We start from the raw sequence: 2,263 nt of genomic DNA, 5'->3' as shown, positions 1-2,263 counted from the left end.
GGGCGGGCGGCAGTGGAACGGTGCCGCCTTGCGGGGTGTTCACGGGCGCGACGATGGTCGGCTGTGCGTGCACCGGGGGCGCGGGCGGCGGAGTCGCTCCTGGCGGCGCGAAACCCTGCGCGGGCTGGGGCGCGGGCGCCGGAGCAGGCGTGGGAGCCGGTGCCGTGGCGGCCGGGGGTGCGAACGCGGGCGGCGCACCGGTCTGGGCCGGCGGGGCGAAGCCCGGCGCGGCGCCTGACTGGGGCTGCTGCGGGGCCGCGGGCTCCTCCTCCGCGACCTCACCGCCGAAGTTCTTCAGCAGTGCGTCCAGGCCGCCGTCGAAGCCCTGGCCGACGGCGGCGAACCGCCAGACGTCCTTCAGATAGAAGTCGCCCAGCATCACGGCGCGTTCGGTGGAGAACTCGGTGCCGTTGAACGAGTACCGGGCCACCTCCTCGCCGCCCGCCACGATGCGGATGTGGCCAGGGGCGATCTGCGACATCTGCCCGGCGCCGTCGATGGTCGCCGTGAACGACAGCTTCTGGATCTGCGGTGGGATCCTGTCGAGCGTGACACGGAAGGACTCCGTGTCACCCGCCTGGGCCCCCAGAAGCTGAACGGCCTCCTCGGGGGACTTCGGCTGGTTGAAGAAGATGAAGTACCGGTCGTCCGAAAGCCGTTCGTCGGCGTCCAGACCGAAGCAGCTGATGTCGAAGGTCAGCCCGGGGGCGGAAATCTGTACACCCACGTACAGATCCATCCCCGCCGTGAGGTCACTGATCCTGGCCTTGTGGCCGCGTTGGAATTCCCTGGCCATGCGTAACGACCGTCCCCCATCCCGAATGCGAGTGCGTCGCGACAGGCTAACGGCAAAATCCGGCTGCGGAGGAAGCCGGTACAGACCCGGTACACAATCGCTGCCCACGGCCTGGTTCCGGTGCGGGCACGCGTACGCGTGGTGGCCGGTTTTCGTCAGTCGGTCACTCGTCGCGTGTGACGGGCAGATGCGGCAGCCGGTCGGCCGCCACCACCCCTTCGAGGTAGCCACGGGCCCGTTCGGTCCGTGGGTAGGCCTCCAGCAGCCGCCAGAAGCGAGGGCCGTGCCCGGGCACGAGCAGGTGGGCGAGCTCGTGGACGAGTACGTAGTCGATGACGTACTCGGGCATGCCCTGCAACCGGTGCGAAAGCCGGATACTGCCCTCGGACGGGGTGCAGGAGCCCCAGCGGGTGTTCTGGTTGGTGACCCAGCGGACCGACGTGGGCCGGGCGCGGCCGTCGAAGTACTGGAGCGACAGTCGCTCGGCGCGCTCGGCAAGCTCGGTGTCACCGATCAGCCGCTTGCTCTCCTGAGCGGCGAGCTTGTCGAGCATGACGGTCACCCAGCGCCGCTCCTCCGCCTCGGACATACGGGCGGGGATGAGCACGACGGTGCGATCGCCCTCGCGGTACGCGGAGACCGTCCTGCGCCGTCGCGTACTCCTGCGGACCTCGATCGCGCTCGCCCCCGAGCCACTCGGCGGCTTGCTCGTCGTACTGCGCTCTGGCTTTCCGGCGCGGTGCAGTGGGTCGGCGGGCACGACCCGACGTTACCCGCTGCACACGCGCGAAGTCCCCACTCCGGGACGGTTCGATACCGATCCGCACTCCGAGCGCTGGATTTGTACGACTAATACGGGCCCCTGTGGACAACTTCCGGCGCCCGGTGGCGGAACCCGGCATCCTGGCACTCGCCGACGGACCGGACACGACGCACGACTCGACCGAGGTGTCCGGGTGCCCGCCGGCACACGGGGACGTACGCACTACGGCTACGGGGGCCGATCATGCATCCGATGGTGAAGCCCGCGCTGCGGCGCGGCTGGCGTGACCTCAACACCGTGCAGTTCGGGATGGCACCCGCGCACGCGATGGTGCTGGGGCCGATGGACATGGCGACGGGCAGCTTCCTCGCCCTGCTCGACGGGACACGCGGGCTGCCGCTCCTGCGCGACGAGGGACGCAGGATGGGGTTGCCCCACGGCCATGTCGACGGGCTGGTGGAGCGGCTCACCCAGTCGGGCCTGCTGGACGACGCGACGGGCGGCGGTCCGGAGGCGGACTCCCTGCGCCGGAAGGAGGCGGTCATGGACCGCCTGCGCCCCGACCTCGCCGCCCTCTCCCTGGTCTCCCCGGAGCCGGGCGGCGCGATGGGACGCCTGGCCGCCCGCCGCTCCCTGCGCGTGCAGGTGCGCGGCGCGGGCAGGGTGGGCGTCGTCCTCGCCTCGCTCCTGGCGGGCGCGGGGGT

2 protein-coding genes and 1 pseudogene are annotated in these 2,263 nt (G+C 71.2%); 1 reads left to right on the top strand and 2 read right to left on the bottom strand.

Going from position 1 to position 2,263, the window contains the following annotated elements; genetic code table 11:
• Both FNH04_RS45080 and FNH04_RS45075 read right to left on the bottom strand, forming a co-directional pair.
• The coding region (locus FNH04_RS45080; RefSeq protein WP_194237035.1) for a TerD family protein at positions 1-796 on the bottom strand (796 nt) is incomplete at its 3' end.
• 163 nt (positions 797-959) lie between these two features.
• A complete protein-coding gene (locus tag FNH04_RS45075; RefSeq protein WP_322725693.1) occupies positions 960-1,556 on the bottom strand; it encodes a M48 metallopeptidase family protein in 597 nt (198 codons plus the stop codon).
• Positions 1,557-1,802: 246 nt separating this feature from the next.
• Between FNH04_RS45075 and FNH04_RS45070 the strand changes: the two are divergent.
• Positions 1,803-2,263: pseudogene (locus FNH04_RS45070) on the top strand (ThiF family adenylyltransferase); the annotation flags it as partial.

Source organism: Streptomyces phyllanthi, assembly GCF_009377205.1.
GTDB classification, from domain to species: domain Bacteria; phylum Actinomycetota; class Actinomycetes; order Streptomycetales; family Streptomycetaceae; genus Streptomyces; species Streptomyces phyllanthi.
The sequence above is the reverse complement of the archived record's forward strand: the minus strand, read 5'-3'. Positions and strand labels throughout refer to the sequence as shown.